Annotated in this window: 8 protein-coding genes; 4 read left to right on the top strand and 4 right to left on the bottom strand. The window is 74.2% G+C overall.

Translation table 11 applies throughout. The annotated features are described in order from the left end of the window. Nucleotides 1–51: 51 nt before the first annotated feature. Both ACFWNV_RS38825 and ACFWNV_RS38830 read right to left on the bottom strand, forming a co-directional pair. Complete coding sequence (locus ACFWNV_RS38825) at nt 52–945, bottom strand: hypothetical protein (protein ID WP_383956804.1); 894 nt, start codon at nt 943–945, stop codon at nt 52–54. A 4-nt stretch (nt 946–949) separates the two neighbouring features. Then, nucleotides 950–1,585 carry a papain-like cysteine protease family protein gene (locus tag ACFWNV_RS38830; RefSeq protein WP_383956806.1) on the bottom strand — a complete coding sequence of 212 codons (636 nt, stop codon included), beginning with the start codon at nt 1,583–1,585 and terminating at the stop codon, nt 950–952. 249 nt (nt 1,586–1,834) lie between these two features. On the opposite strand from ACFWNV_RS38830, the gene ACFWNV_RS38835 reads away from it, so the two are divergent. Continuing rightward, nucleotides 1,835–2,833, top strand: a complete 999-nt coding sequence (locus ACFWNV_RS38835) for a hypothetical protein (protein ID WP_383956809.1) — start codon at nt 1,835–1,837, stop codon at nt 2,831–2,833. A 65-nt stretch (nt 2,834–2,898) separates the two neighbouring features. On the opposite strand, the gene ACFWNV_RS38840 is transcribed toward ACFWNV_RS38835, so the two are convergent. Then, nucleotides 2,899–3,330 carry a Rieske (2Fe-2S) protein gene (locus ACFWNV_RS38840; RefSeq protein ID WP_383956812.1) on the bottom strand — a complete coding sequence of 144 codons (432 nt, stop codon included), beginning with the start codon at nt 3,328–3,330 and terminating at the stop codon, nt 2,899–2,901. A gap of 110 nt (nt 3,331–3,440) precedes the next feature. On the opposite strand from ACFWNV_RS38840, the gene ACFWNV_RS38845 reads away from it, so the two are divergent. Then, the gene (locus tag ACFWNV_RS38845) at nt 3,441–4,388 is read left to right on the top strand and encodes a carbohydrate kinase (RefSeq protein WP_383956815.1); all 948 of its coding nucleotides are present in this window, start codon (nt 3,441–3,443) and stop codon (nt 4,386–4,388) included. Here ACFWNV_RS38845 and ACFWNV_RS38850 read toward each other — a convergent pair. Continuing rightward, nucleotides 4,363–4,968 carry a TetR/AcrR family transcriptional regulator gene (locus tag ACFWNV_RS38850; protein ID WP_383956817.1) on the bottom strand — a complete coding sequence of 202 codons (606 nt, stop codon included), beginning with the start codon at nt 4,966–4,968 and terminating at the stop codon, nt 4,363–4,365. The two genes, ACFWNV_RS38845 and ACFWNV_RS38850, sit on opposite strands and share 26 nt — an antisense overlap. A gap of 97 nt (nt 4,969–5,065) precedes the next feature. Between ACFWNV_RS38850 and ACFWNV_RS38855 the strand changes: the two genes are divergently transcribed. Then, entirely contained in the window at nt 5,066–5,716 is a 651-nt protein-coding gene (locus ACFWNV_RS38855; protein WP_383956820.1) for an NAD(P)-dependent oxidoreductase, read from the top strand. A 71-nt stretch (nt 5,717–5,787) separates the two neighbouring features. Continuing rightward, nucleotides 5,788–6,528 (top strand): hypothetical protein, encoded by a 741-nt coding sequence (locus tag ACFWNV_RS38860; RefSeq protein WP_383956822.1) that lies wholly within the window; start codon nt 5,788–5,790, stop codon nt 6,526–6,528. Nucleotides 6,529–6,565 lie beyond the last annotated feature (37 nt).

The raw sequence follows: 6,565 nt of genomic DNA on the forward strand, positions 1-6,565 counted from the left end.
AACATGCCGAAGGCCAGCAGCACGGCGACGGCGGCCGGGCCCCTCGGGTGGTTACGCCCGCACCACCCGCTGCCGCCGGGCGCGCCGGGCGGCCACCGCGCCGGCCGCGCCCAGCGCCAGAGCCACGGCTCCGGCGGTCATCGGGAGTCCGGCGGAGGGGGACCCGGTCGTGGCCGTGCCGACGGCGGTGTCGGCGGCCGCGCCGGCGGCCGTGACCGTGGCTTCCGTGGGGGCGAAGCCACCGGCCTTGCCGGATTTGCCGTAGTCGGATCCCGGCAGCTTGTCCCCGTAGGCCTTCACGACCCGTGCCCGGTAGGCGGCCAGGCTGGCGCCCCGGGCGCCGACGGCCGTCGTCGCGTCCTCGTCCAGGGGCAGCACCCGCTCGCCGCCGGCCACGTACCAGGCGTCGATCTGCGGTTCGCGGAACACGGTCCCGCCGGGCAGTTTCGCCGCGCCGAGCTGCGCGTAGCGGAACTCGTCGTCGCCGGTGGCGATGTTCACCACCTGCCAGCCCGCCGCGGTCCGCGCGGTCCACAGGGCGGCCTGCTGGCCGTCCGAGGAGACGGCCTTGCTGGCGAGGAACTCCAGCCGGGCCACGCTCGCGCCCGCCTTCCCCGCGACGAACTCCGGCGAGAGGTAGTGCACGGGCACCGTCTCGCCCTCGATGCGGGGCTGCGCGGCGGCGAGCGAGACCTTTCCCTCGCGGGCGAAGAAGCGGGACAGCGTGGCGAGGGTGTCGGGGGCCGCCGCCGTCCGCGCCGCGGCGGCCAGGTTCTCGGCGGTGGCGCTCTGGGGCTGCGGAACGGGCGCCGCGGAGGCCTGGGTGGGGGCCAGGGCCAGTACGGCGGTCGCGGCGACGGCCGCGGCGGCGAGACGGGGGTTCACGAGGCGGGGATTCACGAGGCGGTGGTTCGTGAGGCGGTGGTTCATGAGGCGGGAGTTCATGAGGTCACGCCCCGATCCGGTAGAGCGAGTGGGTCCAGGAGAAGGTGCTGTTGTCCACGTACCAGGCGTGCGAGGCCCAGTTGTAGCGGTCGCTGGAGGGCCACGGGTCTCCCCAGTACACCCAGCTGTTCGCGGTGTCGTAGCCGTAGATCACGTGCATGTGGCCGCCGCCGTTGGCCCACTGGATGCGGGTCTCGACCGGGCGGTTGGCGTTGATCTCGGTCTGGACGGTGGAGTACTGGAGCCAGCCGGTCACGTAGGAGCCGGAGTTGATGCCGGCCCAGCGCAGGGCGGTCTGCACGTTGGCCAGGTTGGCCTGGTTGTTGGGGCAGTCGTAGCCCTGCTGGCGGTTGAAGGCCGCGTTGCAGAACTGGTTCTGGCTGTAGGTGCGGCCGAACCAGGTGGCGATGGTGTTGCCCGAGGCGGCCCAGCACCAGTTGGTCTTCTGCTGGGCCTGCATGGTGATGTTCAGCCGCTTGGACGCCAGGGCCGAGCTCTCGGCGGGGGCGGCGGAAGCGGAGGAGGTGGCGGTCGTGATGCCCGTACCGGTGTCGGCGGCGGTGGCGGCAGCGGTGGGCAGGGCGAGGAGCAGGGCGGTGAGGAAGGCGGCCAGGGTGAGCCGCCGGTTTCTGTTGCGCATCGCGTTCCTCCCGAGGTGGGGAGTGGGGGTGGAGGAGCGCGTCCGGACGCTGTGGAGGAGCATCGGGGTGTTGTCGGGAACAGGTCAACACGCTTCAATACGGCGTGACATCGCGGTGTGAACGGTGGGACCAGAGTGTGAACGTCCGCCGTCATCCCACCCGGACCCACCTGGACCCACCGGGGCCGGCGGCGTCACCCGCCGGACCGCCCGCGCCCCGTCGCGTGAACGTTCACAGGAGGAGCCCCCATGCGATCGAGCGCGAACGGCACCTTCTCGGCCAGCGTCCCCCCGGACGGCCCCCCTTCTGACGGGGCCCGCGCGGACGGCGCCCGGGAGCTGCCGCACCTGCTGCGCGACGGCCCCTTCCACCTCGCGCTCCGCGCCGCCCTCACCGCCCGCGGCCTGCCCCTGCACCGGGTGCAGCACCGGCTCGCCGCCCGCGGCATCAAACTCGGGGTGACCAGCCTCAGTTACTGGCAGCAGGGCGCCCGGCGGCCGCGCCGCCCCGAGTCCCTGAAGGCCGTACGGGCCCTGGAGCAGATCCTGGAACTGCCCGAGGGCGCCCTGCTGCGGCTGCTGGCCGCGCCGGATCCCGCCGCCGCCGGGACGGCCCGGCCGCCCGCGCGCTCGTACCGGGCGCTGTTCAGCGTGGGCGCGGCCGTGGAGGCGCTGCTCGCCGGCATGGAGCTGCCCGCCGACGGCGGCCTGCACACCGTCGGCCACCACGAACGGGTGCGGATCGGGCCCGCCGGGGAGCTGCTCGGCCGCGAGTCGCAGCACGTCGTACGGGCCCACCGGGACGGGGTCGACCGGTACATCGCGGTCCACCACGGCGACCCGGGCTGCGATCCGGAGCGGATCAGGGTGCGGGCCGTCGAGAACTGCCGGACCGGGCGGATCCGTCGCCACCCCGAAGCGGAGCTGGTCGTCGCCGAGCTGCTCTTCGACGCCCGGCTGCGCGCCGGGGACACCTACGTCTTCGGCTACGGCTTCGAGGACGGCACCGCCGGCCGCAGCACCGAGTACGTGCGCGGCTTCAGCTACACGGGCGGGCAGTACGTGCTCCAGGTCCGCTTCGACGAGGCCGCGCTGCCGGTGCGCTGCCGCCGCTTCACGCGCAGCGGGGCGGACGCGCCGCGCGGGCGGCTCGCGGACCTGAACCCGAGCGGACCGCACCGGGCCGTGCACCTGGTGGAGCAGGGGGTGCGGCGCGGGATCCTGGGGATCGGGTGGGACTGGGAGTGAGCTCCGGTGCGGCAGTCGCGACCGTCGCACCCGTCAGCCCGTCAGCCCGTCAGCCCGTCAGCCCGTCAGCCCGCGATGAGCTTGCCGCCCTCGACCTTCACCGGCACCTCCGGCAGCGGCTCGGTGGCCGGGCCGCGCACGGCCTGGCCCGTGGTCACGTCGAAGCGGCTGCCGTGGCAGGGGCAGTTGCCCTCACCCTCGACGATCTTGTCCAGTACGCAGCCGGCGTGGGTGCACTGGGCACTGAAGGCCTTGTACTGGCCCGCCTCGGCGCAGCTGACCACGAGCTTCTTCTCCCGGAACAGCTTGGCGCCGCCGACCGGAACCTCGGCCGCCGCACCCAGCTCGACGGGCTGGGCGGGGACCGCCGGAGCGCCGGAGCCGCTGTTGGTCTCGGTGGAGCAGGCGGTCAGCGCCGCACCGCCGCCGACGGCTCCGGCGATCGCGGCGGCGCCCTTGAGGACGGTACGGCGGGCGGCGGACTGCGAGGCGGACATGCGGTGCTCCTGGAGTGAGGGCGGCGTGCGGATGCGGCGGGGCGGGGACTCGCCGGGCCCCGGCGGGCCCACTCGACGATACCCGCGCCCGATGGGGTAGCTTCCCCCGCGTGATCGTCGTCGGTGGAGAAGCCCTGATCGACCTGGTGCCCGTCGCAGAGCCGCCGGGCGCCCTGCTGCCGCGGCCGGGCGGCGGACCGTACAACACCGCGCTCGCGCTGGGCCGGCTCGGTGCACCGGTCGCCTTCTGCTCCCGGATCTCGACGGACGGCTTCGGCGCCTCGCTGCTCGACGGGCTGCGCACGGCCGGGGTGGACCTCTCCCTGGTCCAGCGCGGACCGGAGCCGACGACGCTGGCGGTGCCCTCGCTGGCCCCGGACGGCTCGGCGGCGTACGGGTTCTACGTCGAGGGCACGGCCGACCGGCTGTTCCGGCTGCCGCCCGAGCTCCCCGAGGGGGTACGGGCCCTCGCGCTCGGCACCTGTTCGCTGGTGCTGGAGCCGGGGGCGAGCGCCTACGAGGCCCTGCTGCGCCGGGAGGCCGGCCGCGGGCTGCTGACCCTGCTGGACCCCAACATCCGCCCGGCGCTGATCGCCGACCCGGCGGCCTACCGGGCCCGCTTCCTGTCCTGGCTGCCGTACATCGGCGTGCTGAAGCTGTCGGAGGAGGACGCGGCGTGGCTGGGCGGCCGCCCCGCCGACTGGCTGGCGGCGGGGCCCTCGGCGGTGGTGCTCACCCGGGGGGCCGGCGGCCTGACCGTGTGGACGCGGGAGGGCGCGGAGCACTCGGTGCCCGCACGCCGGGTCGCGGTGGCGGACACCATCGGCGCGGGCGACACCGTGAACGCGGCCCTGCTGCACCGGCTCACGGCCTCCGCGCCGGGGCCGGGACACGGACCGGGGCACGGACCCGGGAACGGACCGGGACACGGACCGGGGCCGGTCGACTGGCCCGAGGTGCTGTCCTACGCCGCCGCGGCGGCCGCACTGACCTGTACCCGGGCGGGCGCGGAGCCTCCGTACGCCGCCGAGCTCAGCGGAGCGCGGCCCACACCGTAGCGGCGACGGCGGGGGCGAACTCATCGACCGGTCCGACCGTGTCGGGGCCGGAGAAGTGCAGGAAGAAGGCCCGCTGGAAGCAGGCGCCGAGCAGCAGTGCGGCGGCGGCCACCGGGTCGGCGTCGGGGCGCAGCCTGCCGCGTTCGAGCTCGCGGGTCAGATGGCCGGTGAGGGCCTCCAGCACCACGTGCGGGCCCGCGCCGATGCTCCGTACGCCCTCGCGGTGGCGGGTGAGCAGGACGGGGTCGGCGAAGAGCGAGCCGGACATGGGCATGGCGTCGGCGTAGAAGAGCGAGGCGTGCCGGGCGATCTCGGTCAGCCGCTCCACGACCGGCTGGTCCCCCGGGTCGGTGGTGAGGGCCGCCATCATCGCGCCGGCGTTGGGGCGGCGCTCCATCAGCACGCGGACGAACAGCTCTTCCTTGTTCGCGAAGTACTTGTAGAGCGCGGCCTCCGAGCAGCCCGCCTCCCGGGCGATGGCCTTCGTGGTGGCGTTCGCCAGACCCGTCGTGCGCATGAGCGTTTCGGCGGCATCGAGCAGGCGCTCCGGGGTGGACCGGCTTGACTTGGGGGTGAGCATTCACTCACCATAACGGAAGCGGGGGTGAGTGAATACTCACCCACCCCTCCACTGTCATGCGCCACACGTCATGCGTCACGCGAATGTGGGAGCCAGAATGAAACTCACGGTGTTCGGAGCCACGGGCGGGATCGGCCACGAGGTGGTCCGGCAGGCACTCGGAGCGGGTCACGAGGTGACGGCCGTCGTCCGCGACCCGGCGCGACTGGACGTACCGGCGCACGAACGGCTGCGGGTGACGGTGGTGCCGGACCTGTCCGACGAGGACGCCCTGGTGCGGGTACTGGAGGGGCAGGAGGCGGTGGTCTCCGCGCTCGGCCCGACGACCAACAAGCAGGCCAGGCTCACGCCGGTGGCGGGACCGGCGCTGCGGTCGATCGTCTCCGCGATGGACCGGGCCGGGGTGGGCCGCCTGTCGGCGGTCAGCGCGGCCCCGCTGGGTCCGCTGCCGCCGCAGGAAGGGGCCTTCACCCGGGTGCTGGTCTACCCGCTGCTGCGCAGGGCGCTGCGGGACGTGTACGCGGACCTCACGGTCATGGAGGCGGCGATCGCCGCCAGCCGTACCCAGTGGACGGTGATCCGGCCGCCGCGGCTGCTGGACCGGCCGTACACGGGGACGTACCGGCGGGCGGTGGACGCCAACGTCCCCGGCGGCAAGGTGATCGCCCGGGCGGACGTCGCGGACGCCCTCCTGGCCTCCCTGTCCGACCCGTCGGCCGCGGGCCACGCCATCGGCGTCGCCGCCTGACGACCCCGGCACACCCCCCGAACGGCGGGTCCCGTCGTGCGGGGTGCGACCCCGGCCGGGAGGGTGACGGCATGGGCCACTGGTGGTACCGCAATGTCCTGGAGCCGGGGAAGCTTCCGCTGCTCCTCGCGCTGTCCGCGTTCGTCGTCGCCTTCGCCGTGACCCGGGTCATCACCCGGATGATCCGCGCGGGCAAGGGGCCGTTCCGCAACGTCACTCCGGGCGGACTGCACGTCCACCACGCGGTGCCGGGAGTGATCCTGATGACCGTCGGCGGTTTCACGGGCATCGCAGCGGCCGGCCGGTCGGGGTGGGGGGCCGCGGTGGCGGCGGTGCTGTTCGGGATGGGAACGGGGCTGGTCCTGGACGAGTTCGCGTTGATCCTGCACCTGAGCGACGTCTACTGGACCAAGCAGGGCACGGTCAGCATCGAGGTCGTGATCATGACCGCGGCGCTCGCGTCTCTCCTGCTCTGCGGGTTCCTCCCCCTCGGGGTGGACGGGCTGACGCCCGATGAGGAGCGCAACCGGCTGACGGCGGTCGCCACGGTGGCGGTGAACCTGCTGTTCGCGGTCGTGGCCCTGTTCAAGGGGAAACCCCGGATGGCCGTTCTCGGCGCGGTCGTTCCGCTCATCGCGATGGTTGCCGCGGTACGGCTGGCCCGGCCGACATCCCTGTGGGCCCGCCGCCTCTACGGAGGCCGGGCCAGGACCCGGGCCCGGGCCATCAAGCGGGCCTATCACCACGACCGGCGCTGGAACGGACTGCGGCGCCGGGTGGACTACCTCATCGGCGGCGCACCCAGCCAGTAGGACCCCGGAAGGCGGCGCCGGTCCCGACCACGGGACC

Source organism: Streptomyces sp. NPDC058401, assembly GCF_042722885.1.
Taxonomy (GTDB): Bacteria; Actinomycetota; Actinomycetes; order Streptomycetales; family Streptomycetaceae; genus Streptomyces.

Bases quoted from the DNA above. Each gene is read 5' to 3' on its own strand.
- ACFWNV_RS38825 (WP_383956804.1), bottom strand. From the start codon at position 945: ATGAACTCCCGCCTCATGAACCACCGCCTCACGAACCACCGCCTCGTG.
- ACFWNV_RS38840 (WP_383956812.1), bottom strand. From the start codon at position 3,330: ATGTCCGCCTCGCAGTCCGCCGCCCGCCGTACCGTCCTCAAGGGCGCC.
- ACFWNV_RS38860 (WP_383956822.1), top strand. From the start codon at position 5,788: ATGGGCCACTGGTGGTACCGCAATGTCCTGGAGCCGGGGAAGCTTCCG.
- ACFWNV_RS38835 (WP_383956809.1), top strand. From the start codon at position 1,835: ATGCGATCGAGCGCGAACGGCACCTTCTCGGCCAGCGTCCCCCCGGAC.
- ACFWNV_RS38830 (WP_383956806.1), bottom strand. From the start codon at position 1,585: ATGCGCAACAGAAACCGGCGGCTCACCCTGGCCGCCTTCCTCACCGCC.
- ACFWNV_RS38855 (WP_383956820.1), top strand. From the start codon at position 5,066: ATGAAACTCACGGTGTTCGGAGCCACGGGCGGGATCGGCCACGAGGTG.
- ACFWNV_RS38850 (WP_383956817.1), bottom strand. From the start codon at position 4,968: ATGCTCACCCCCAAGTCAAGCCGGTCCACCCCGGAGCGCCTGCTCGAT.